Source organism: Ruegeria sp. AA3, assembly GCF_056542905.1.
The window spans coordinates 39,234-62,046 of record NZ_JBQGAQ010000002.1; the positions used below are offsets into that span (position 1 = coordinate 39,234).

Sequence of the window (22,813 nt, forward strand, 5' to 3'; positions counted from 1 at the left end):
CTCAGGTTTTGCGCGCCATCAAGACTGTATGGCTTTGGGTTTCGGGGTCTTCGGCAAGAAAGCCGGTCATCCGCAGCCCGTTTTCTTCTAAGCACAGGGCATATTCCGCAGGCGAAAGCGAAGCATGATATACTGGTTCTGTCCCCACTGTGCCGCTGTCCTCACCAGCGCGCGGTCCGACCGTCAGCATCAGCATTCCGCCAGATCGCAAATGTCGAGCTATGCGCGCGATACATCCCCTTTGCTCTTCCGCAGTGAGATGGAAAAAACTGTTCCAGGCAATGATGCCGTCGAATGTCTGGCCCAGATCGAATTCCCGCATATCGGCATGCCGCCAATCACCATCAGGCCAGCGATCTTGGGCGATGGCCAACATTGCCTTTGAGAAATCGACACCCGTTACGTTAAAACCCTCGGCCAGGAACCAGCGCGCTATGGGGTCGCCGGTGCCACACCCCAAATCCAATACATGCTCGCCGGGCTTGAGGCTCGCGGTGAAGCGCGCCAGCCAACGCGCTTCGAAGAGAGCCTTTGAACGGAGCCTGTCATACTCTGTAGCTTGCCGTTCGTAGACAGCATGGGTGTCTTTGGGGTCCGCGTTCATTCTGTCCAGGTTGCTCCTGCTGGGTCATCTGTGGCCGTGATCCTATAGAGTCCGGCGAACCCGGTCATTGATGGTTCAACACAATAGCTTTCATCCGGCAGAACCAGTGCGGTGTCGCCGTTGGACAGGGTAATTTCGACCTCATTAATCCTGATACGCCAATGGCCGCTGGCCGGCATCAGAACCACAGGCTTGTCCGCCTTGATCTGATCAGTCACGGCCGAGCCGCGTGTCAGGAAATCCACCTCGAAACCGGGCTTGTCCTTGATCAGACCATTCTCACCGATCACCATTGTCGGCTTGTCCACCGACAGCGCCATCAGGTCCCAGTACCGGGCGACATATTTTCCGATCACCGCATCAACGGGAACCTCGGGATAGGCTTTCAGCTCTTCCTCGGTCAGCAACGGCATGGGCTGGACGTTGTGCGGCAATTCCTCGCCCTTTTTGCTGTCATAGAGTACGCCGTTATTGCCCAGAACCAGGCCATGGGCCTGCGCGTCCTGAATGACTTGCGGAGCCCAGGTCACACCGCCACCAGCGTCGTCGCCGCCCAGCATCGACATGATCATGCCGTAGTCCTGTCCGACATTTTCGAACCCGCGGAAGATGCCAGTCGGGATGTTGAAGATGTCACCTTCTTCGGCGATGAACTCACCTGCAGTGCCGTAACGACCCCAGAAGAACCGCCAGCGGCCCTTGGCGACAAAGAACACCTCGGCGGTGGTGTGGCTGTGCAGTGAGTTACGGCACTTCGGAGGCTGTCCCGCTGCGCCGATGTTGAACCCGATCTTGTCGGTGATGTGGACGTGCTGATCGGGGCTTTCGCTAACACCGCCACCAATAATGGTAAAGTTCTCCTTCTGGTCAGACCCCGGTGTGTGCGCGTCGATGAACGCGGTTTTGCAGGGCTTTAGCTCGCCATATCGGACGATGCGGCTTTGGATTGTGGTCATTTCTTTCTTCCTTTTGCTTTGAGGTTTGATCGGATCAATCCCCAAGGCCCGGAGGGCGATTGTTCAGCCGCCGGGCGCGCAGACTGGTGCGGTGGGCGTGGAACCGCCGCAACACCTGCCCGGCATCCAGATTTGAGATACGGAGCGACATTCTAGAGATCGCCGGTTTTCAGCAGAATCTGTTTCCAGATCGAGGTTTCGTCAAACAGGGTGTATTCCTTACGCAGACCCCAGGGGCCGAACTCGGCCTGACTGATGCCCAGCACAAAGACCTCGGTCCCGGTCGGCACGCCGAAAACGCCCCAGCCATCATGCTTACCGTGCAGCGTCCAGCGGATCGCCGCGCGCGGTGGCATCATCGGATCGTCGCGGCCAATCTGGTGCTGGATTTTGAATTCTGCATTCGGGAAAGACGCGCGCAGCCCCATCCAGAACCGATCCACCAGCCCCCAGCTATGCCCTGTGGTGCCACCGGGATATTCCGAGAGGACGGCGCGGTCATACTCTTCCTCAATCACACCCATATCGGCATTCATGATCCGGGTCAGAATGTCGGCATATTTTTGGCCCCATTCGTTGTCGTTGCCATGGCCTTCATACGGGCCAGGCTGATCGTTTGCGGGCGTGTAGGGCTGAATACAGGCGTCAGGTCCGCCCTCGCGGGCGATCAGGTCGCGGGCGTATTCCTTGGGATCCCAGCCCATCTGTTGGACAATCGCGCTTTGGTCGCGGATCAGCCATTCGTCGTTGATCTGGTTATTGATTGCGTGGCAATCGGCCAGGATGCGATAAACCAGCTTTTTACCGGTCGCCTTGCCATAAACGCCGTCACCCAAATGCGTTGCCGTAGACAGCAAGCGATGCGACGACAGCATGCCCTCTTCCGGTGTGCCCGACCAGATCACATCCTCGCCAAGCAATGTACGATCCGGAAACTCGGCAAGGGTTGCCATCGTGGCGGCGATAACCCCCTGATTGCCAACCACAACCGAACCGGGCGAACGCACAACGATATCCGGCGAGTAATAGTGGTGCAAAGTGGCAATTCCACGATCTTCCCATATCTCTTTGGTAATCCCGATAATATAGTCGGGAAAGTCTTTGAATTTGGGATCAAATCCCTTCATGTTTACCATCCTTCAGGAATGCGGGCCGAGCCGCGAATGATCAGTGGTCCGTCGATCTCAAGCTGTTTGGGCTCTATCTGCGGGTCGTCGATTTTACTGAGAAGAATGTCCACCGTTTCCGCCACCATGCGGTTGGCGGGCTGTCGGACTGTTGTCAGGTCATAGCTGGGCCAGGCCGCAACGGCGACATCATCATACCCCACCACCGAAACGTCTTCGGGGATATTCAGGCCCAACTCGAACCGGAGCGTGTCCATCACCGCAATCGCCATATGATCGTTGGCGACGAAGACAGCATCAGGCGGGTCCGAGGCAAACAACCTGCGGGTTGCGCCCCGGGCATCTTCCGCCCCAAAGTTGCCAACTTCGCGGCTGTGTAGCGTCACGCCCGCTTGGTGCAGGGTCGCGACAAAACCGGCCTCGCGGTCCCGCTGGGTCGACGCGCCTTCCCAACCGGCGACATAGCTGATTTTCTTGTGCCCTGCGGCCAGCAGGAATTCGGCGACCTTACGTCCTCCGGCCTGGTTATCCGATGTAACCGATGACATCGTGGGATCATCCTGCCCACGATTGAACAGAACCATGGGCACCCCGGCCGCCCGGCAGCGATCAGACAGATCGGATGACAGCGCGACCGAAGCGGCAACGATCCCATCGACCTGAAAATCCAGGATTTCGCCAACAATCTTATCAATGTTCTGGGCCGAATTAGAGGCCATAAATATCAGCACATGATACCCGCGCTCCTGTAAGGCGTTCGACAGTTTTTCCAGCGCTTCTGGATAGAACTGATTGTTCAGGTAGGCCACGACCAGACCGATGATGCCGCTTTTGCCCGAGACCATGGCTCGGGCAAGCACGTTGGGCCGATATCCCAATGCCTCTGCCGCTTTGCGTACCTTAGCAACCGTCTTGGGCGAAGCCGAAGCGCCCGGCGTAAACACCCGGCTGACTGCGGATTGGCTGACCCCAGCCATCCGGGCAACGTCCATGGATGTAACTTTGTGCACCGCCATCAGTCTGCCGTCCAACCTCCGTCGATCAAAATTGCTGTGCCGGTCACCAACGCTGACGCATCCGAGGCCAAATAGACCACAGCCCCCATGATATCCTCAATCTCACCCGGTCGGCCAAGTTTGATCTTGTCCAGAATCCAAGCGCGTTTGTCCGGGTCATCGAAGGTCGATCTAGTCAGGTCGGTCAAGATGAATGTGGGGCATATCGTGTTGACGCGGATCTTTTCGGGTCCGAACTCCAGCGCCATCGCCTTGGTGAACCCTTCGACTGCGAATTTCGACGCGCAGTAAACGGCGCGTTCTCTGCCACCGACATGACCCATCTGGCTTGAGATGTTAATCAGCGACCCGGGGCGCCCAGCGTCAAGCAGGCCTTTGGCAACAGCTTGCGTCAGGAAATAGGCCCCTCGGACATTCACCCCCATCACGGCATCAAAATCATCCGGTCGCGTGTCCACAGCCTTACCGTGCCGGGCCAGCCCTGCAGAATTCAGCAATACATCAAAAGGTCCGTTCTGCGCCACGGCCTCGGCCGTTGCCGCCACGTCCGAGACATCCAGTTCAAGCACGTGGGCAGCCCAGCCCCGGGCGCTCATTTCCTCGGCGATATCGCGCAGCGCATCTGCGCGGCGCGCAGCCAGTGTGACCTCGGCACCCTGTTCGGCCAGCGCAACCGCGCAGGCCATGCCGATGCCCGAGGAAGCTCCGGCAACAAGTCCGCGCTTGCCGCTGAGGCTGAAACTGGGGGTGCTGGGGAATTGGGGCATATCAGACCTCGCCGACCGGGAACGGAATTTTGCCCGGGACACGTGCCTTATTAAACTCGCGCAGGCGGGCAAAGACATCTACGCCCAGTTGGCGGTAGGCGTCCAGCAGATCGACCATGACCCAGTTCTCGCGGATCAGACCATCTTCGAGCCGCCAGAAATCGAGGCTGCGCATGGTAATCCGCTTGCCGGACGGCGCGATACCCATCCAGCCATCATGCGTGACGGTCTGAATCATGTCGGGCCAGCCGGTAACGGCGGCATAGTCGCCGTCACCGAAGAAGTGATAGGTGATATCCTCAACGTACTGGCCACGATCGGGCATACCGTTCAGGAACGGAATCTGGTGCCAGTTGCGGAACCCCGCGATACCGCGACCCGTGCCGATCCCTGCAGGACCGTACCAATTCATGCGCGGATGCCAGAACTTCTCCATCTCCATCACTGCGGGACCGCCCTGGCTGGGGTGTTTCTTAAGGTGTTCGAGCATTGAGACAATGTGAGTGCACGAGGCCTGCGATGTCGCCTCATCCCACGGTCCGGGCACGATGCCGTCCAGCGTTGCCGGGCCGGGAATGTAAAATTCCAGCCCCAGCGACGGGGCCATGGGCCAGGCCTTGGCCTGCATCATCACCTCGGGGATGTCCCACAGAGTCTGGATCTCGACAACCTTGCCATCGGTGATGCGGTAGAATTCGTGGAACCGCATATGGGTCAGGTGCCCGGTTGGCGGGATACCCAACCACGGGGCGACGAAAGTGCCAATGTAATGCCCGCCACAACCGACCCAATCATCGCCATGTTCCGTTGGCCCACCTATCACGATCCAGTCCCGGCGTTCCAGATCGGGCATGGCTTTCAGCAGCGGCGCATAGCAGGTGTCGTAGAGGTCCTGCGGACCGATCAGATCACCGAAAGGATGCGGCATATGCACGACCGCGCCCGGTGCGATCAGCCCATCCAACGCGGCGCGCACCCTTGCTTCGTCAAAACCGTACATTGCCGCCCGCAACGGGGCGATCAGCGCCTTGTTCGCTGAATGGACGTCGGTCATTCCGCAGCCTCTCGGTAAGGGGCGCCTTCACCGTAAGGAACGTTGATCCCACCATAGCGGCGGACGCGGATATTGCATTGCTCGGCATGGCCGACAAAGCCTTCCAGCATGCACAGGCGCGAGCCGTATTCGCCGATCAGCGTCGCAGCCTCGTCGGTGACGACCTTCTGGTAGCTGTGGGTTTTCATGAACTTACCCACCCAGAGACCGCCTGTATAGCGACCGGCCTTCTTGGTCGGCAGGGTGTGGTTTGTTCCGATCACCTTATCACCGTTTGCCACATTGGTGCGTGGCCCAAGGAACAACGCGCCGTAGCAGGTCATGTTTTCCAAGAACCAATCGTCGCGGTTGGTCATGACCTGAACGTGCTCGGATGCGATATCATCAGCGACCTGCAGCATCTCGTCATAGCTGTCGCAGACGATCACCTCGCCATACTCGTCCCACGACACTTTCGCGGTGCCCGCGGTCGGAAGAATGCCCAGCAGGCGGTCGACTTCCGACAGAGTTTCCGCAGCCAGTTTGTGCGAGTTGGTCAGCAGAACGCAGGGACTGTTATAGCCATGTTCTGCCTGACCCAGCAGATCGGTTGCGCAAAGCTCGGCATCGGCTGCGGTTTCATCGGCGATCACCATGGTCTCGGTCGGGCCAGCGAAGAGATCAATGCCGACGCGGCCAAACAACTGGCGCTTGGCTTCGGCCACAAAGGCGTTACCGGGGCCAACCAGCATGTGAACCGGATCGATGGTCTCGGTCCCGATTGCCATGGCGCCGATGGCTTGGATACCACCCATGACATAGATCTCATGCGCGCCGCCCAGATGCATGGCCGCGATCACCGCAGCGTTTGGTTTGCCCTGAAACGGCGGCGTGCAAGCGATGATCCGGGGTACGCCGGCGACCTTCGCTGTTGCAACCGACATATGCGCCGAAGCCACCATCGGGAACTTGCCGCCGGGCACATAGCAACCCACGGACTGCACGGGGATGTTCTTGTGGCCCAGTATCACGCCAGGCTGCGTTTCAACCTCGATATCCAGCATCGAGTCGCGCTGCGCCTGCGCAAAGTTCGTCACCTGTGCCTGCGCAAACCTGATATCCGCCAGTTCGCGTTCGGTCAGCGACGCGATCAGGTCGTCGATCTGCTGCTGGCTCAGGCGGAAACTCTCAGGCGAATAGTTGTCGAATTTCTCCGATAACTCGCGCACTGCCGCGTCACCGCGAGTTTCGATATCTTTCAGCGTCGCCTCGACGACAGCGCGTGTTTTGGCGTCATCTTCGGCCCGGTCGGCTTCGGGTTTGCCGCGTTTAAGATATTCAATTGCCATTGTCCTAATCCTCAATTGTCGGGCCGGGGCGGAGTTTTCTCTCCCCGGTCGAATGTTTCCCAGCCTTCGCCATTGAACAGATCAACGCCAAGCTGCGCGGCGACGTGGGCGAAATCGACATTCACCCAGTTGTCGACGATCTTACTGTCGACGACTTTCCAGAAATCCATGTAGCGGATCTCGACCCGCTTGCCGGTCGGGGCGATGCCCAGAAACTCCCCCGAATGGGTCGCTTCCTGACGGCCAAAGGCCGCAGCCCATTCGCCCATGTAGAGGCGCGCTTCGTCGATGCAGGTCTTATCCGAAAAGGCGGCCTGAAACGGGCGCTGCCAGTTTTCCTGAAACTCCTGCAACCCGGTCTTGGTGCCGCAACCCTGATTGCCGATCCAGCGGAATCCTTCTGCAAAGAATTCGCCGATATCGTCGATGCGGTGGTCGTTCAAACCATCGACCATCCCCTCGATCACGGCGCGGGTCTCGTCGGTTTTGCTCATGTCCGTGTCACGTGTCAGCACGGCCTGTTCGGGGCGGGAGCCCTTCATGTGTCTCGTCCTTATGTGGTTGCCAAGAGATTTTCTGTACAGACGGGGAGGGTTAATCGGCCGTCAGAAAATCCCTTGGCATTCGGTTGAGCGCCGGGTGGCGCGCAGCGGCGTTATGTCTGGCGGAACAGCTCATGCGGCTGGTTCAGCGATTTCGGCAAAAAGGTCGTAACCCAGCTGCAACAGCACATGCGGGATGTCGACAAAAACCCAGTTTTCGACCAGCAGGTCGCCCTCGCGGCGCCACCAGTCACAGACCCGCATGAAGACGCGTTTACCGCTTGCGGGCTGGTCGAGAAAGGATTTCATCTGCACGCCAGTCAACGAGGGCCAGCCACCCGAGCATACGTAGTTGCCGTCGCCGTAGCGGGTGAAATGCGCAGTCATGCCGTTGCCCGCACTGCCTCCGGACCAGCCTTCAAAGGTGGCTTCGAAAGGTAACTGGAAGCTGGCAAAACTCTCGATTCCGACGAAAGAACCGAAGGCGCCGGGGCCATACCAGACCATGTTGTTATGCCAGTAGGGGCGCCAAGCCTCATTCTCAGTGGCAAGTCCGGCCAGCATTTCTGTGACCATACGATAACTCCTGGCACCCTCGGCAGGGTCTTGAGGGGTGGTCAAGATGCCATCATGGCTGGCTGGGCCCTGAATCATGCCAGTGAAACCGCGGGTCTTGCCCGGGCTGTCGGTAATCGGCCATTGCCCAGCGGCCAGCATCAGCTCTGGGATGTCCAGAAAGACAAAACTCTCCACGGCCTTGCCATCCTGCATACGGTGGAACTCGCCGAAGCGCAGATAGGCAAGCTCGTCTGTGGCGCGAATGCCAAGCCAATCGCGTGAGAACCGACCAACGAAATAGCCCGTGGCGCTGATCCAGCCTTGTCCGTTAAATTCGCCGGCCATGACAATGTCGTCGCGTCGAAACAGCCCGTCGAAGGAATTGGCAAGCGGGGCGATGACGTGATCGTGCAGTCCGAGGCCGCCCGCGACCTCGTTGAAGGGATGCACCACGTTGACTTGCGCACTGGGGGCGAAGAATGCGTCAAAGGCCGGCCGGAAGTTGCCAGGATGACGTTGTGCGGCGGTGAATTTCAGAAAGGGTTTGCGGTCGAGGCTTTCCATTGTCTTTGTCTCTATGGGATCTGTTCAAGGCGTCTGCGGAGAAGCGCCTCGCATGGTCCTGCGCGCATCAAAGCAAAGGGAATTCGCCCGGGTCGTCGTGCCCGGCACGCAGCCATGTTCAGGCTGGCTGCGCGCGCATGGGCAGATACGGACTGAGGATGCGTACGTCCCATCAGAGTCAGCCTTTCACAGCCCCGGCGGTCAGACCGCCCACAATCTGACGCTGGAAGAACATCACTAGAATGAACAGTGGAACTGTGGCCGAAACCACGGCCGCAACGGCGAACATCACGTTGCCCTCGGTTTGCGTTGTACCGAGGAACGCGGCAATGGCGGGCACCATGGTACGGTTGCTTTCTGACAGCAGCATCGCCCCCACGGCAAAGTCGTTATAGGCCAGCAGGAATGAGAACAGCCCGGTGGTGATGACACCCGGCCACATCACCGGAATGATCACGCGGCGGAAGGCTTGAAACTGGTTGCAGCCATCGACTTTGGCGCTTTCGTCCAATTCGCTTGGGATGTTCTTGAAGAAGGAATGCAGCATCCACAGGGTAAAGGGCTGGTTGATCGCCACAAGCACGATGATGGTGGTTGGGAGGATTCCCCAGATATTCCATTCAAAGAAGGGCAGCAGATATCCTGAAACCAGCGCAATCGGTGGCATCGCACGGAATATCAACGCCGTGATCAACAGCCAGAACGTGTAATTATAGGTTGACCGTGAAAGCGCGTAGCCTCCCAGCGTTCCGATAGTCAATGAGATAGTGACTACGAAGAAACACACGATTCCGGTATTGAGAACATTGCGCCAGAATTCTTCCTGTATCCATGCGCCCTCATAGCCGGTGGTGGTGAATGGCGAGCCATAGACTGCTTCGGTTCGGGCACCGGTCAATGCATTGGTCCAGTCCGCGATAGAGAAGAAATCCAACTCGACTTTGAACGAGCCCCATACCGTCCAGAAGAATGGGAAAGCAGCCAGGAAGAACCAAAGGAGCACGAATAAGGAAGAGGCTATCCGAAGGCTTTTGGGCATTCTTTGTGCGCGACTGGCCATCTTATCTTGCTCCTTTGAAGTCACGCCATGTGCGGACAAGCACGGGCGACAGAAGAATGGCGACCCCGATAATTGTCATCACAGAGGTTGCAGCAGCGGATGAAAGTTGCCGGGTTTCACCACTCATGTCGTTCAAAATGAAGGTGCTGAGGGATTGTGCATGCGCTCCGGCGCTGAACCCGATGATCGGCTCAAGCACTTTGAAATTGTCCATCAGCTGGATCAGCGCAACAAAAGTAACCAGCGGCATCAGATGCGGGACGACCACAAATTTGACCTGCTGCCAGCGGGTCGCACCATCGATCTGCGCGGCCTCAATCTGGTCCTGAGGCAACGTTTGTAGCCCAGCATAGAACACGACGAAGGCAAACGGGGACGAGCTCCAGACGCCGTAAACCATCAAGGCAACCCACATCAGCCCGGTTGAGGCCTTAAGGCTGAAATTCGGATCTCCGGCCATGTATACAAGAGCGTTGCCAATGACACCGCGGCTGTCGATCATCCAGAACAGGATAAGAGACCCGATAAGCGGGGTGACGATCATGGGCAGAAGCGAAAAGAAGATCATCAGACCTTTGAGGTGCCGGTGCAGTGAGTTGACTGCCAGAGCGATTACTAGCCCCAAGAGGATCGTGAGAGGCGTCACTATGAAAGTGAAGGTAAGCGTGAACGCCATTGCCCGGTAAAAAGGCAGATTTCCCAGTTCCGAGAAGAACCCGTCCCACGTCTCGTTGGACGCCCACATTTGGCTGATTTCCTGGATCGCCAGGTGGCCACGGTCAAAGTAGATGCCCAATCCGACAAACCGGCCCAAGGGTTGCTCGGCGCGCAATACGGCTGTCGCTTCCTGGTCGATAGTCGTCTCTGTCGTACACCCAATCAGGGGGGTACAATTCTCAACTTCCAAAAGTACCGCTGGGTGAGGTGCGAAGATTGATTGTGTCACGACCGATACGATTGGCATGGCGATGAACAGCAACATCGCAAGTCCTGTGGGCAGGAAGAACCAAAGGAATGTCTTATGGCGCATGTTGCAATCCTCGCGTCAGTGGGTTTGCGCGGGCGGATATCGAAGGCGCCCGCGCAATGGGCTTGTTATTGCAAATAGCCTTGCTCGATGGCGGCGGCGCGATAGGCGGCCTCGACATCGGCAAGTGCCTGTTCAGCGCTTTCCTTGCCTTGCATGAAGTCCGCAAGTTCGTTGCCAAGTGCGCTGTGCATCAGACCCATGTAGGGCAGCATCGGATAGGCGGGTGTGCCCATTTTGGCCGCGGCAAAAACGCCTTCGGCATCTGCAGCGGGCTCGTAGCCTTCGATCAGCCAAACCGCTAGCGGCGTGGTCTCATCGTTCAACATGTCCGGGCGGATACCGTGTTTCATGGCGATGAATGTGGCCTCGGCCTCTTCATCCGAGATGTTTTTTCCGACAGTCCAGCCGTCCCACCACAGGGTCGATGCCGGGGTATCCCCGCCGCCAACTGTCAGCGGTGCGCCTATAGCGTGACCGTCGATCACCTCTTGCAACACGCCCTCGGTGGTGGTCTGCTGTGACGCACGCGACCCCCACATGTTCATAATTGCAACGTTGCCCGCGCGGTATTCAGCGTTGGTTGCGTTCGAGTCATGGGTCAGGAAGTCGGGATTCATGTATTCCGACAACGCTTTCATCATGTTCAGCGCGTTTACGCCGGCTTCAGAATTCACGTTGGGTTCGGCCGTGCCGGGCTTGAAGTGCTGGCCACCATAGCCAAGGAACATATTGTTGAATTCTTGTGCCAGATTCCAACCCGATGCGTAGGCGCCGCCCACCGGATTTTGCATGATCCCCTGCTCACGAATGGCGCTGGCTACTTCGAGCAGTTCCTCATACGTGGATGGCACTTCAACACCAGCCTGCTCCAGAACATCCTTGCGGTACATCAGGTGCTGCGCATTGGCCATGAACGCGATGGCCATGATATTGTCGCCAATTTTGATCAGCTGTCCTGGCTGCAAGTCCTGACCATGTTGTTCCACAAGATCGTTTAGCGGGCGAATGACGTCTTCGTTCATCAGCGCGACTATCGAGCTGTTGGCGATGATGGCACTTGTATACTCAGACGGGTTTCCAGACAAACCAGCCACGTTGATGGTTTGGTGTTCCGATGTCAGGTTAGATTCTACTGACGCCCCAGTGCATTCCTTGGCACCTGCCGCGACGGCCTGAATGGCCGCAAATTCGTTGCCAACAATATTGACCCGACTGTCGATTTCACAGGCATATCCTGCGCTCGCGGCAAAGGCGGCCATCGAACCAGCCAATGCGATTCTCTTTAGAAACATAAGTATTCCTCCCTGGATGTTTGGGTGCATCTTCGAAGTCTGCACCCTTGTTTGAACCCGTTGTGACGGGTACGGATTTTAACGTTTAGCCATTCAAGCGTGCGCCTGTTTGCGCATCAAACAAGTGGCAGTGATCGGTGTGGATATGGATCGAAACCTGATCATCGATCTCGGCCCGATAGGTTTTGTCGGCCTTAACTGAGACAAGTGCTCCGCCAATCCGAACCGAGACCATCGTGCTGTCGCCCAATAGCTCTTGCGTGTAGATCGGCGCGTTGATCTCGCCACCGCTTTCCACAACATTGGCGTCCTCGGCGCGAAATCCCAGCGTGATGGGACCGTCCGGTGCGTTCAGCCCCTGCACCTCAGTGTTTTGAGCGCGGAACACACCACCTTTGACATCGCCATCAACAAGGTTCATCGCCGGGTTGCCAATAAAACTCGCCACAAATGTGTTTGCAGGCTCATCGTAAATGTCGGTCGGAGAACCAACCTGCTGCACCACACCCTGTTTCATGATCACCACGCGATCGGCCAACGTCATCGCCTCGATTTGGTCATGGGTCACGTAAATGGTTGTCACCGCCAGTTCGTGGCTAAGGTTCTTGATCTGGGCGCGGGTAGAAACGCGCAGTTTTGCATCAAGGTTGGACAGTGGCTCGTCCATCAAAAACACGTTGGGTTCACGAACAATGGCACGCGCCAGCGCGACCCGCTGACGCTGCCCACCCGACAGCTCTGCCGGTTTACGATGCAAGAAGTCATCCAGTTCGACCATCGCCGACGCACGACGCACTTTTTCGTCATGTGTTGCGGGGTCGATGCCGCGAACCTTCAGTGGGAACCGTATATTCTCGTAAACGTTCATGTTCGGATACAGGGCGTAGGACTGGAACACCATTGCGACGTCCCGGTCCTTGGGCTCCATGTCGTTGACACGCGCGCCATCGATCAGAATGTCACCCTCACTTGCGTCTTCCAGGCCCGCGATCATGCGCATGGTCGTGGTCTTGCCGCATCCTGATGGACCAAGGAGCACCAGAAACTCCTTGTCGGCGATAGTGAGGTCAAAATTGTCTACGCCGACAAATGAGCCCCATCGCTTACCGACGTTCCGAAGTTGAATTTCGGCCATTCCACCCTCCCTGGTGCGCAAAATTGTGCATACGCATGCAGAAGCATAGACATTCAGTAAAGCTTATGGCAAGTTTTTTTTGCATGCGAATGCAAGCGTGTCGGAAGCCGATGCGCACTATCTCCTAACACACTGAAAGTTAACAATATGTCTTATGAATCCGAGAAGAAGGTTGTCCTCGGCTTCTACGACGCGCTGAGTCGATCCAAGGACTCGGCCATCGCAGAAACACTCTCGAACTATTGCGAGAAAGGGCTTTTATGGCGAGGATTCCATCCCTTCAACGAACTGACCGGAATCGATGATGTAGTCCAAAAATTCTGGCTCCCTCTGTGGTCGAGCCTAACAGGTTTGCAGCGCCGGATGGATGTGTTCATGGCAGGCGCGAATGAGATCGACGGGCATAGCTCGGTCTGGGTTGTATCGATGGGTCATTTGATGGGTTTGTTCGACAAAAACTGGCTGGGCATTCCCCCGACACACAAGATGGTCTTCCTGCGATATTGCGAGTTCAACAAGATCGAGAACGGCAAAATCACCGAGACCGCGATGTATTTTGATATCCCGCACCTGATGATGCAGGCGGGGTTACAACCCTTCCCTCCTCAGACGGCCGCGCAGCTGGTTCAGCCCGGACCGATGACTCATGATGGGTTAATGTTCGGCCCACAGCCCGCCGTAGAAGGCGAGAAAACCTTAGCGGCCATTAACACAATGATTTCCGATCTCGGTCGCTGGGACAGCGGTTTGAGCCTTGTGGACGAACTGCGCCGCACCTGGTGTGAGGATATGATCTGGTGGGGGCCATCGGGCATCGGGGCGACTTACACAATTGAACGCTATGCAAAACAACATGCCGGGCCGTTCCGGTCCTCGTTTGCGGATCGCTCAAAAACCAAACACATCTGCCGCATGGCCGAAGGTCACTATGGTGGTTTCTTTGGGTGGCCGAACTTCACCGCGCGTCCCACGGGAGGTTTCATGGGCATGCCCGCCACCGGCAAGACCGGCGAATTCAGGGTGATCGATATCTACCGGCGTTCCGGGGACAAACTGGCTGAAAACTGGATCTTCATTGACCTCCTCCACTTTTGGAAACAACAAGGTGTCGATATTCTGGCCCGAATGGCAGAGGTGACGCGAACATGACTCATTGGATCGACGCACATCACCACCTTTGGGACCTCGAGGCAGTACACTACCCTTGGCTGATGGCACGCGGGGTGGAAAGGTTCTTCGGCGACCCAACGCCGATTCAACGGAATTACCTGCTGCGCGAGTTCCGGTCCGAAGCCGCGTCCTGCGGCATCGGCGCGTCCATCCATATTCAGGTGGGAGCAGAAAACGGCCTGGACGAAGCCAGATGGGTTCAATCTGTCGCCGATGCCAATCCAGACTGGCCGATGGCGCAGGTTGTGTATTGTGATCTGACTTCAACCGAACTATCCGCCCAGCTCGACACGTTTCAGACCCTTCCGACCGTGCGTGGCGTGCGCCAGATCGTTGGCCGCGCACCCGGAGAGGACGCACAGACAGGCACCAATGCACTACTGGACGATCCACAATTCCTGATCGGTTTAAAAGAAGCCGGAAAATGCAATCTCAGTTTTGATCTGCAACTCGTTCCCGAACTCATGAAAAAGACCGCCCGCGTGCTGGCGCTGGCGCCGGATATTCGTGTTGCACTATGCCACGCCGGATCGCCGCATGACCGCAGCCCCGCGGGCTTGAAGGAATGGGCTCAAAATCTGCGCGCGCTGTCCAATCTGCCTAATGTTTCGTGTAAACTCTCGGGTTTGGGAATGTTCGATCACAACTGGACCCCAGATAGCATTCGACCGATCGTGGATGAATGCCTTGAACAATTTGGGCCTAAGAGGGTCATGTTTGGTTCAAATTTTCCAGTAGATAAACTCTATGGCGACTATGCCACTTTGGCGGAGGTTTATCGCGATCTGGTTCCCGCTGAATCGCATTCGGCGGTATTCAGCGAAACTGCTATAAGATTTTATGACCTTGAGGTTCCTAGGAAGGCAGATTCAAATTTGAATCGCTAGTGCAGACCGAGGGTTTAGTTGCAAAAAATTGGACCATTGTCCCGCATCGATAAAGCAAGCCGATGGCTCACCATAATTCAAGGTCGAATGTCTGGTCATGAGTTCTTTTAACGGCACACAATATCCAAGGTGATGTGTCGCAAAAGGGATATGCGCCTGTATCCCAGGTCAAAAGCAGCGCAGAACCACCGTCAAATACGAGAAGCGCCGATACAAACGCCGCAACGAGATCGAGATCATGTCAGTAGACTCAAGGACGGGCGGCGTGTCGCAACCCGATACGACAGGAGCCCAAAGGTATTCCTCTCAGCCATCGCGCTCACCGAGACCGTCATGTTCTGGCTATGAAACAAGAACGTGTCCTGACGCTAGCGACTTAGCAGGAGCAATATTGACGATGAATGTCCGCTTTCAGCGATAACGTCAATTCAATCTCACGCTCGCAGCGAAGGACCGCTTCCCGCCCGATTCATTCGAATAACAACGCGTTCTGGCGCAATAAGTACCGGCGCGGCTAGCACCACCGCACTTGTTTTTGGGCCGCGGGATTTGGACAAGCCAAACGCCTCTGGCCGTCAGGGGTAAGACGCTGCCTTCCCCCTCGGGTAACCCTATTAGACAACACCGTGTCCTCGGCTCCGCCCGCAGGCCGCACCACCATTATCGAATAGCATTGCCTCACCCCCATCCGTGTTCGCCACGTGGCAGATCAGCAGGAACAGGCCCCTTCGGCGTCTGATCTGCAAATCAGCCCTGATTTTCCTAAAAGGAAGTCAGGTTCAATGAAATGTCTAGGTGCTAGATGAAGGAAGTGAGGCGAAAATGGCAGGGTTCTGTCGCTGGTGGCAGAACTATGTGTCGCATTATACGAGCACTGTGGAACGTGGCTGAAAATTGCCTCAACCGACAGCTAAAACCTAAGCAAATGAGTGAATCACGTCATTCAATTTTGACCCAAACGTCAAGCATTTCTGGCCCAAGGCGATTAATGGCATTTCATCGATGCTGAAGTTGATGTCTCATTTCTTGCCTGCTCCACCCAGCGACTGACAAACGCGGATTTGAACATCAAGGAGTTGAGAAGTTTGCTAAGTTCGAGGAAACTACGTCACGACTGAACGCCGCGTTAGGTGTCTTAGCCGGTGTCTCCAAGCCTTGCCGATGTATCCTCCTTGGCATTGCCATCAGCCATTCGGCTAAAAGCTTGTCGCCAACCTTCAGCAAGTTCTTCCATCTGAGACAAAACCTCGGCATCTTCCGGCAGGATGCGACGAGTCAGCCGTGCGCGTGTAACAGCCAATACAGACCAATTGGGATTTGGCCTTTCAGCCAAGGTGATCCGATCACCGGCGCCAACTTCGCCAGGTTGGAGCACGCGGTAATACCATCCGGTCCGGCCCGTCTTCTGGAACTGGTAAGGCATTTCCTTGCGCCCCGTATGTAGCCCAAGTTTCCAGCACGGCTGCCGCCCCTGGCTAATTTGAACTACCGCCGTCCCGAGTAACAGGATGTCACCGATGCAGAGGTTTTCCTCATTCAGTCCCGTGGTAGAAATGTTCTCGCCAAACGCCGCGGGCATCGTGCCCGGTGCCATTAGGTCCTCTGCTTGCCAAGCCGAATAGTGACCAAAATCATAATGATGGATGGCTTTGTCTTTGCCGCCATGCACGGTCAGGTCCGCCTGAGCGTCCCCGGAAAATCCAAGCGAGGTAATGGCTTGCCGCCCGTCCACCCGGTCTTTCTGAATGGCAGATGGCGGCTTTCCTTCCCAGCGATCTCTGATGGCTCCAAAGAAGAGGCCGTCGATGATTGCCGACAGTTCTGGACGGTTCATTTAGCTTCCTCGTGCTCAATGCAAATCTTGTCTTTTTCGCCGGGCTCCAATGCAACACTCAACAATTTACAAAAACCGTTTTCCGTCGTGGCATCATGGTGAGAGCAGGATTTACATTGGCCGAATGATCGACCTCCATTTGCGGCTAAAGCCAGACTGAGGCTTTGCATCAACCCCTGCTCAAGCAAGGCTTGGTTTTCTAAGGGCATATACCCAATCGCCTGAGCAACAGGGTTTGGCTGCCGCGCGATCTCGCTCCCTTCCGCGGTGAGTTCGTAGGAAATCGACCGCTGATCATGTTCCTTGCGATGCTCTTCTACATAGCCTTTGCGCGCCAAAGCTTTGAGCGTCTGTGACATCGTTCCACGGGTTGTTCCGATGTATTCTGCAACATGCGACGGCGAGCGCGAGAACTTGTTCGCCTCAGCGAGGTACTCGAGCGCCATCCTCTGAGTTGGGTTCAAATCCCCCGTCCATCCTTCGGAAGCATCAATCCGTGCCAGACGGTTGATCAGTGTGCGTATGCGGTGATCTGTGTTCATAACACTTTTAGTAGCGACTCGAAATTATAGTTGCAATATATTTCTCTCTATAGTAGCGACTCGCTATCTTATATTTGGAGGCAACCATGAAACTCTCAATACTCACTTCCACTCTGGCCTTGTTCATCAGCAACACTGCACTTGCTGATGGGAACCATGCCATCCATCAAGGTGACGCCATCATATCTTCGACAGACGCCAGCAAAGTCGCGGACTTTGACATTCTGGCCGCGCACGCGCACCGCAATGGAAACACCGTCACTTTTCACATGACAACGAATGGATCGGCTGGCGCCTCGGTTCCGGTGGCAACCGGAGTGGTCGGTGGATCAGACGTCTGGTCATATGTCTGGCCTACGTCTTTGGACCCTTCGGCCGTTGGGTTCGAAGGCGGCACAGGTATCCTTGCAATGGCCGCAACCAGTCATCCGGATTTTGATGACACACCGCTTTTTGACGAAAACGGCGACGGAGACCCGACCAATGACGGCATCGAATGGCACAGCCACTGGGTTGTGTTGACCCCGACCGAAGCGTGCGGACCCGACGCGCTTGCCGTACGTGATATCCCCGAAGGTTCCACACCCAAGCTACCTGCGACATGGCCAGGGTTTCCGATCTTTCTGGACAGCCCAGGGTTTACACCGCTGTTCGACGGGCCCGAAATTGTGGTGAACGCAGGCTTCGCCAGCGACGTTGAATTGGATGGTGTCGCTTATGACGGAGTCACATCCGCCTTGAGGGTTAACGCGAATATCCATGTACCCTTGCTGTGCGTAACAGATGTCTTCGACGTCGCATCCGGCGATCTGAGCCTACCGGGCAAGATTCACTAACATTCGACTGAGCAGCCGCCGATCCCAAGGCGGCTGCCTGCTACTGAGGACGAAGAAAATGCAAGCACCAGAGTTAGACGTCACGGAATGGTTCAACACAGACACGCCTCTAACCCTAGATAACCTAAAAGGACGGGTTTGCGTGTGACGCGCGATAGCCGTTGTGGCGGCCAAACGTTCCATTCAAAGCGTCGATCAGTTTCACTGCCTGTGACATGACGTGCTCCTTAGTCAGTTATCGAGCAGGCCGGGCAAGCCCTTTTTCAAGATGGCTTTATTGCCCATGCATATTGCTCATTGAGAATTCGTATTTCCGGCAGCGCAGAGCATCACAGGAAATTCGTTGATCCGCCGGTTTAACGGATCCAAAGCTATTCTTTTTCAGACAACCGCTTTCCCACTCCATGAGCGTAGATCAACGATCGCGCTTGCAACATGGGATCATTGGATGGCGCAAAGCCTTCACTCAAGATCAGCGGGTCAAAGTTGATCTCGTCACACCGACCTTCGACCTCGGTTATCGCATCACTCGCAGTGAAGCGTGCGGCAACGATTTCTGTGTGATCGCCGGTCCACTGAACAGAGGGATCTTCAACATCGTCATCAGTGTTAGCCAGAACGATAACCATAAGCGCCGTTCCTGGCCGGGTCGTCCCGGCGGGCAGATCAATTTTACCTAAATGTGCTAGGGCGCTTGGTCAAGGGTGTGGGCTTATTTGTATTGGGATGAATAGCAGACGTTCGCACACAAACCGGCGTTGTCGGCTTTGTCCCGCACTGCGGTCATCACCGGACAGAGTCTTGAATGGCGCGCTACTGCAACCACCGTGTGGAAGGTTACCGATATTTGACTCAATCGACGGCCAAAAACTCATTAAATTGGTCAAGCACGTCATTCATTTCTGACCTAAACGTCAAGCATTTGTGACCCAAAAAGAATTGCGGCCGTTTGACCAGATCAAGGAAAGGTTTTGTCTTTATGGACGGGTTATGAACAAAACCTCCCTTAGTGTCCTCAGCACCAAGGGCGGCTTGGCGTGACTATTGACAACAGTGTAAAACACCCAAGTTTGGCAGTTAGACAAATCTGCTCACATAATTCTCTAATATTTCCTGGCGTCCAGATTGCGGCTCTGGGTTTATTCCGTCATTTAAAACAAGAGCGGAAATTTCATCCAGGCTACTGCTTAACAGGGACTTCGCTTTGGGAGACTTCCAACCGGAATACCGTTGCGAAAGCGCGCTTTCCAAACCCCCATCCGCAATCATAGCAGCCGCTGCCTTCAAACCGCGTGCGCATATGTCCATTCCGCCGATATGAGCCGCCACCAGATCGACAGCGTCAATCGATTGTCGGCGAATTTTGGCGTCGAAATTTGTGCCGCCGGTGGTAAAACCACCAGCTTTCAAGATGTAATAGTAAGCTAGGGCAACTTCCGGTGTGTTGTTCGGGAACTGGTCTGTATCCCATCCAGATTGGTAATCGTTGCGGTTCATATCAATCGAACCCAGCATCCCCTCAGCAGCCGCAACCGCAATTTCATGCTCAAAGCTATGCCCGGCAAGGATCGCGTGGCCCTGCTCGAGATTCAGCTTCACTTCATTCTCCAACCCGTACTTCCGAAGAAAACCGATGCAAGTAGCTGCATCATAGTCGTATTGGTGCTTGGAAGGCTCCTGAGGTTTCGGCTCCACAAGAATAGTGCCTTTGAACCCGATCTTATGTTTGTACTCTACGACCATGTTCAGAAAACGGCCCATGTGGTCCAATTCAGTTTTCAGGTCCGTGTTCAGAAGGGTTTCGTAGCCCTCACGACCACCCCACAGAACATAGTTTTCACCACCTAGTTTGTGAGTTGCATCCATGCAGGATTTCACTGTCGCTGCAGCGAACGCAAAAACGTCGGGATCAGGATTGGTACTGGCGCCAGACATCCAGCGACGATGACTGAACATATTGGCCGTACCCCAAAGCAGTTTGGTGCCAGAAACTTGCATCTTTTCACCGATATAATCAGTGATTTCTTCCAATGTGCGCAGGTTATCGGCAAAGTTTCCCTGTTCGGGCCGGATATCAGCGTCGTGCCAGCAAAAGAATGGCTGCCCCAAAAGCTCAAACAATTCGAATGCAATATCTGCCTTCTGGCGGGCCCGGCCCATATCGTCCTGAGGATACCATGGGCGTTCGAACGTAGGTCCACCAAAGGGGTCTCCGCCCTCCCACGCGAATGAATGCCACCAGGCCACAGCAAACCGCAGATGGTCCTCCATGCGCATTCCCATGACAATCTCGTCCGGATCATAATGGTGGAATGCCAGCGGGTTGTCGCTGTCCGCGCCTTCAAACCGGATCTTTTCGATCCCTTCAAAAAATCCACTTGGCATTTCTGCCCCCTACTCTGCTTTTTGTGCTGGCTGTTTGCCGAGAATGATCATCGACAAAAGATCGTCATCAGTGACGTCTGCGATATCGACCGCCCCGACCAGTTTCCCGTTCTTCATGACCGAGGCGCGGTCACACAGCTCCATAACGGCATGCACATCGTGGTCGATCAGAAATATCCCGATGCCTTGTGCCTTCAGTTGGTGAATCAGATCCGCCACCATCTGCGTTTCATGTGGCCCAAGTGCCGCTGTCGGCTCGTCCATGATCAGAATACGCGCGTTGAAGTAGACAGCCCGAGCGATCGCCACTGATTGCCTTTGCCCTCCCGACAAGGCCGAGACCGGATCATTGAACTTCTGAAAGTTCGGATTGAGCTGCGCCATTATCTTTCGGCATTCGGCCTCCATGGCTGCGTCGTTGACCAACCCGAACGGCGTCGTCATCTCGCGCCCCAGGAAAAGGTTCGAAGTCGCGTCCAAATTGTCGGCCAATGCGAGCGTCTGATAGATCGTTTCGATGTTATTCGCCCGCGCATCACGGGGATTGTCAATCTCGACCGACTTGCCATCAATCAGAATCTCGCCGTGGTCCATCTGATAGGCGCCGGACAATACCTTTATCAACGTGGACTTTCCGGCCCCGTTATGGCCTAGCAAACCGACGACTTCACCCGGATAGAGATCGACTGAAACATGGTCGACGGCTTTGATCCCACCGAATGAAATCGAGATGTCGCGCATCTCGACCAATGGCGGTGCGCCTAAACCGCGCCCAGTGCCGGAAAGTCTTTTCTGAGTATCCTGAGCTTGCATCACTTGGCCCCCAGTCGCTTACGGTAAACGATATCGATATAGACGGCCAACACGAGGACGCTGCCGACGACTATGTTCTGAAACGGTGCGTCTACGCCAACCATTGCCATGCCCGATTGCAGCGCCTGCATGATCAATGCGCCAAGGATCGCGCCGTATATGGTGCCGATGCCACCAGACAATGCGGTTCCTCCGATCACTGCAGCGGCAATAACCCGTAGTTCGTCGAGCGTACCAATGTCGTTCGAATGGTTTGCCAGACGGGCCGAGGCGACCACGGCGGATACGGCGCACAGGAATCCCATCAGAGCAAAAATCTTCACAGTCAGCAGCCGAGTGTTGATGCCCGAAAGCTCTGCCGCATCCGGGTTGCCGCCAGTAGCAAAGATGTATCGGCCGAACTTGGTTTTCCGCGCCACAATTGTCAGCGTGACGGCCACGATGATTAGGATTAGTACAGAAATCGGTATGCCGTATCCGACGACCAGCCCCTCTGGCATTGTCTCTCCGCGCGCTTCGAACATGCGTTGCAGCCGGCGCGTCGGAATGGCGTAACTGTTTACGATGTAAACGTACCCAAGGATGGCAATTGCGATTATCCCGGCCAGAGTGGCCTCGGCCCAAACAGGTTTCACAGGGAAGCCATGTGCCGCTTTTGCGCGTCGGCCACTCCACAAAGCCCAGATGGCAACCGCAGTAGCGAAAAGCCCAAACAGCCAGCTTGTCGTCGTTCCCAACGTACCGTTGGTCCCGCCAAACATCAGGAATGTACTATCCAGAGGACCAATCGTCTGGCCGCTGGTCAAATACCACGCCACGTTTCGCCAAACCAGAAATCCACCAAGCGTGACAATGAAGGCCGGTATCGTCAGGTAGCCAACCATCCAGCCATGAAACGCACCAATCAGCGTGCCGACAAACAGCCCGGCTACAATGGTGATCGCCCAAGTTGCAGGATTGTTCAATCCCATCCCAAGTATTTGCGGCAAAAGCTCGGTTTGCGTGATTGCCATTACGGCTGAGGTTGTTGCCAGCAGCGCTCCTACCGACAAGTCGATGTGGCGAGTGACGATAATGAACACCATTCCGCACGCCATAATGGCCACTGAAACCGTCTGGATGGAGAGATTGAACAGGTTCCGAGGCGTCAAGAACCGTCCGTCCGTGAAGATGTTGAACCCGATACACAGGATGACAAACGCGCCGATCATTCCCAAAAGTCGCATGTCCAGTTCCAGTTGCTGGAACAGGCTGGGTTTCGCTTTTTCAGGTATCGGCTGAGACGAAGTTTCGGTCATTTCCGATCTTTCATA

At 55.8% G+C, this 22,813-nt stretch carries 22 protein-coding genes and 1 pseudogene; 4 read left to right on the top strand and 19 right to left on the bottom strand.

Annotation, left to right across the window (positions count from 1 at the left end; all coding sequences use genetic code 11):
• Position 1 precedes the first annotated feature (1 nt).
• The 13 genes from ACR0JR_RS04700 to ACR0JR_RS04760 form a co-directional block, all read right to left on the bottom strand.
• The gene (locus tag ACR0JR_RS04700; protein ID WP_170772136.1) at positions 2–604 is read right to left on the bottom strand and encodes a class I SAM-dependent methyltransferase; all 603 of its coding nucleotides are present in this window, start codon (positions 602–604) and stop codon (positions 2–4) included.
• Positions 601–1,560 (bottom strand): cupin domain-containing protein, encoded by a 960-nt coding sequence (locus ACR0JR_RS04705; RefSeq protein WP_480455225.1) that lies wholly within the window; start codon positions 1,558–1,560, stop codon positions 601–603. The genes ACR0JR_RS04700 and ACR0JR_RS04705 overlap by 4 nt, the downstream gene beginning before the upstream one ends.
• Positions 1,561–1,712: 152 nt before the next feature.
• Positions 1,713–2,687: a nuclear transport factor 2 family protein gene (locus tag ACR0JR_RS04710; RefSeq protein WP_480455226.1), complete on the bottom strand. Its 975-nt coding sequence runs from the start codon at positions 2,685–2,687 to the stop codon at positions 1,713–1,715.
• Positions 2,688–2,689: 2 nt separating this feature from the next.
• The gene (locus ACR0JR_RS04715) at positions 2,690–3,703 is read right to left on the bottom strand and encodes a LacI family DNA-binding transcriptional regulator (protein WP_480455227.1); all 1,014 of its coding nucleotides are present in this window, start codon (positions 3,701–3,703) and stop codon (positions 2,690–2,692) included.
• Complete coding sequence (locus ACR0JR_RS04720; protein WP_480455228.1) at positions 3,703–4,470, bottom strand: SDR family NAD(P)-dependent oxidoreductase; 768 nt, start codon at positions 4,468–4,470, stop codon at positions 3,703–3,705. The genes ACR0JR_RS04715 and ACR0JR_RS04720 overlap by 1 nt, the downstream gene beginning before the upstream one ends.
• Position 4,471: 1 nt before the next feature.
• Positions 4,472–5,524, bottom strand: coding sequence for an ester cyclase (locus tag ACR0JR_RS04725; protein ID WP_480455229.1), 1,053 nt, complete (start codon positions 5,522–5,524; stop codon positions 4,472–4,474).
• A complete protein-coding gene (hisD, locus tag ACR0JR_RS04730) occupies positions 5,521–6,852 on the bottom strand; it encodes a histidinol dehydrogenase (protein ID WP_480455230.1) in 1,332 nt (443 codons plus the stop codon). The genes ACR0JR_RS04725 and hisD overlap by 4 nt, the downstream gene beginning before the upstream one ends.
• Before the next feature lie 11 nt (positions 6,853–6,863).
• The gene (locus ACR0JR_RS04735; protein WP_480455231.1) at positions 6,864–7,394 is read right to left on the bottom strand and encodes an ester cyclase; all 531 of its coding nucleotides are present in this window, start codon (positions 7,392–7,394) and stop codon (positions 6,864–6,866) included.
• A gap of 132 nt (positions 7,395–7,526) precedes the next feature.
• On the bottom strand, positions 7,527–8,516 hold the full coding sequence (locus tag ACR0JR_RS04740) for a nuclear transport factor 2 family protein (RefSeq protein ID WP_319544333.1): 990 nt from the start codon (positions 8,514–8,516) through the stop codon (positions 7,527–7,529).
• Between the two features lie 178 nt (positions 8,517–8,694).
• Entirely contained in the window at positions 8,695–9,576 is an 882-nt protein-coding gene (locus ACR0JR_RS04745; protein ID WP_010442385.1) for a carbohydrate ABC transporter permease, read from the bottom strand.
• Position 9,577: 1 nt separating this feature from the next.
• Complete coding sequence (locus ACR0JR_RS04750) at positions 9,578–10,606, bottom strand: carbohydrate ABC transporter permease (protein ID WP_480455232.1); 1,029 nt, start codon at positions 10,604–10,606, stop codon at positions 9,578–9,580.
• A gap of 65 nt (positions 10,607–10,671) precedes the next feature.
• Positions 10,672–11,898: an ABC transporter substrate-binding protein gene (locus ACR0JR_RS04755; RefSeq protein ID WP_480455233.1), complete on the bottom strand. Its 1,227-nt coding sequence runs from the start codon at positions 11,896–11,898 to the stop codon at positions 10,672–10,674.
• Positions 11,899–11,983: 85 nt separating this feature from the next.
• The gene (locus tag ACR0JR_RS04760; protein ID WP_480455234.1) at positions 11,984–13,033 is read right to left on the bottom strand and encodes an ABC transporter ATP-binding protein; all 1,050 of its coding nucleotides are present in this window, start codon (positions 13,031–13,033) and stop codon (positions 11,984–11,986) included.
• 147 nt (positions 13,034–13,180) lie between these two features.
• Here ACR0JR_RS04760 and ACR0JR_RS04765 point away from each other — a divergent pair, with 147 nt between their 5' ends.
• From ACR0JR_RS04765 to ACR0JR_RS04775, 3 genes and pseudogenes are all read left to right on the top strand, one after another.
• Positions 13,181–14,182 (top strand): nuclear transport factor 2 family protein, encoded by a 1,002-nt coding sequence (locus ACR0JR_RS04765; RefSeq protein ID WP_480455235.1) that lies wholly within the window; start codon positions 13,181–13,183, stop codon positions 14,180–14,182.
• Positions 14,179–15,090 (top strand): amidohydrolase family protein, encoded by a 912-nt coding sequence (locus ACR0JR_RS04770; protein WP_480455236.1) that lies wholly within the window; start codon positions 14,179–14,181, stop codon positions 15,088–15,090. The genes ACR0JR_RS04765 and ACR0JR_RS04770 overlap by 4 nt, the downstream gene beginning before the upstream one ends.
• A gap of 142 nt (positions 15,091–15,232) precedes the next feature.
• Positions 15,233–15,438, top strand: a pseudogene (locus tag ACR0JR_RS04775) (transposase); the annotation flags it as partial.
• Between the two features lie 787 nt (positions 15,439–16,225).
• Here the strand turns inward: ACR0JR_RS04775 and ACR0JR_RS04780 are convergent.
• Together ACR0JR_RS04780 and ACR0JR_RS04785 are read right to left on the bottom strand one after the other, a co-directional pair.
• The gene (locus ACR0JR_RS04780) at positions 16,226–16,924 is read right to left on the bottom strand and encodes an MOSC domain-containing protein (protein ID WP_480455237.1); all 699 of its coding nucleotides are present in this window, start codon (positions 16,922–16,924) and stop codon (positions 16,226–16,228) included.
• The gene (locus tag ACR0JR_RS04785; protein WP_480455238.1) at positions 16,921–17,466 is read right to left on the bottom strand and encodes a MarR family winged helix-turn-helix transcriptional regulator; all 546 of its coding nucleotides are present in this window, start codon (positions 17,464–17,466) and stop codon (positions 16,921–16,923) included. Before ACR0JR_RS04785 ends, ACR0JR_RS04780 begins: the two co-directional genes overlap by 4 nt.
• An 86-nt stretch (positions 17,467–17,552) precedes the next feature.
• Between ACR0JR_RS04785 and ACR0JR_RS04790 the strand changes: the two genes are divergently transcribed.
• Entirely contained in the window at positions 17,553–18,302 is a 750-nt protein-coding gene (locus ACR0JR_RS04790; protein ID WP_480455239.1) for a hypothetical protein, read from the top strand.
• A gap of 371 nt (positions 18,303–18,673) precedes the next feature.
• Here ACR0JR_RS04790 and ACR0JR_RS04795 read toward each other — a convergent pair whose 3' ends face one another.
• From ACR0JR_RS04795 to ACR0JR_RS04810, 4 genes are all read right to left on the bottom strand, one after another.
• Positions 18,674–18,931 (bottom strand): hypothetical protein, encoded by a 258-nt coding sequence (locus ACR0JR_RS04795; RefSeq protein ID WP_480455240.1) that lies wholly within the window; start codon positions 18,929–18,931, stop codon positions 18,674–18,676.
• A 448-nt stretch (positions 18,932–19,379) separates the two neighbouring features.
• Positions 19,380–20,687 (bottom strand): xylose isomerase, encoded by a 1,308-nt coding sequence (xylA, locus tag ACR0JR_RS04800; RefSeq protein ID WP_480455241.1) that lies wholly within the window; start codon positions 20,685–20,687, stop codon positions 19,380–19,382.
• A gap of 9 nt (positions 20,688–20,696) precedes the next feature.
• Positions 20,697–21,500, bottom strand: a complete 804-nt coding sequence (locus tag ACR0JR_RS04805) for an ATP-binding cassette domain-containing protein (RefSeq protein WP_480455242.1) — start codon at positions 21,498–21,500, stop codon at positions 20,697–20,699.
• Positions 21,500–22,798 (bottom strand): sugar ABC transporter permease, encoded by a 1,299-nt coding sequence (locus tag ACR0JR_RS04810; protein ID WP_480455243.1) that lies wholly within the window; start codon positions 22,796–22,798, stop codon positions 21,500–21,502. The genes ACR0JR_RS04805 and ACR0JR_RS04810 overlap by 1 nt, the downstream gene beginning before the upstream one ends.
• Between the last annotated feature and the right edge of the window lie 15 nt (positions 22,799–22,813).